This is a genomic window from Kaistella solincola, assembly GCF_000812875.1.
Classification (GTDB): domain Bacteria; phylum Bacteroidota; class Bacteroidia; order Flavobacteriales; family Weeksellaceae; genus Kaistella; species Kaistella solincola.
The window spans coordinates 1-731 of sequence record NZ_JSYK01000009.1; the positions used below are offsets into that span (position 1 = coordinate 1).

1 protein-coding gene and 1 pseudogene are annotated in these 731 nt (G+C 33.5%); both read left to right on the forward strand.

The features are described from left to right. Positions 1-362, forward strand: a 362-nt coding sequence (locus OA84_RS11080; RefSeq protein WP_039346574.1) for a DUF1905 domain-containing protein, incomplete at its 5' end; no start/stop codon positions are given. A gap of 132 nt (positions 363-494) precedes the next feature. Continuing rightward, a pseudogene (locus OA84_RS11085) lies at positions 495-731 on the forward strand (GNAT family N-acetyltransferase); the annotation flags it as partial.

Sequence of the window (731 nt, forward strand, 5' to 3'; positions counted from 1 at the left end):
GGAAATGGGGATCAATGAAAGTTTCGGGAACTATCGACAACTACAGCATTGAAAGTATTAACCTGGCGAAATTAGGAGACCAAGACAAACTGATTTCCATTAATGACAAAATCAGGAAAGCAATTAACAAAAGTGGTGGCGACACCGTAACCGTGACCCTTTACTTAATGGCTTCAAAAGCTCAAATTACTGAAAAAGAGGTTTTAGAAACCTTCAAAGAATCAGGGGTATTAGATACGTACAAAAAGCTACCCAAAGACGAGAGGAATGAAATGATGGGGAAAATTACCTCTCAAAAATCAGAAGATCAACAAGTAAAGATGATTTTGAAATACCTTGACCAACTCAATGTAAATAAATGATTAAACCAATGATGACCATTATTTAACAAGTTAAGACAGTATTCAAAACACTATTGACTATTTTTACCTATTGACTATAAGCAAAACGCTAGCTACAAGCTTTGAAAAAATCTGCAAAAGAAGCACTCAAGAATGGAAAATATTATCACGAGAAGAATAACTTTAGAGGACCTGGAAAAGTTGCAAGCAATTGGTCGAAAAACTTTTGAAGAAACGTTTTCTGAATCCAATTCTGAGGAAAATATGAGAAATTATTTAGAAGAAGGTTTTTCGAAAGAAAAACTAACCGCAGAATTGACCAATAAAGACTCTGAATTTTATTTTGCGATTTTGAACGATGAAGTGATTGGCTATTTAAAAGTAAACTTT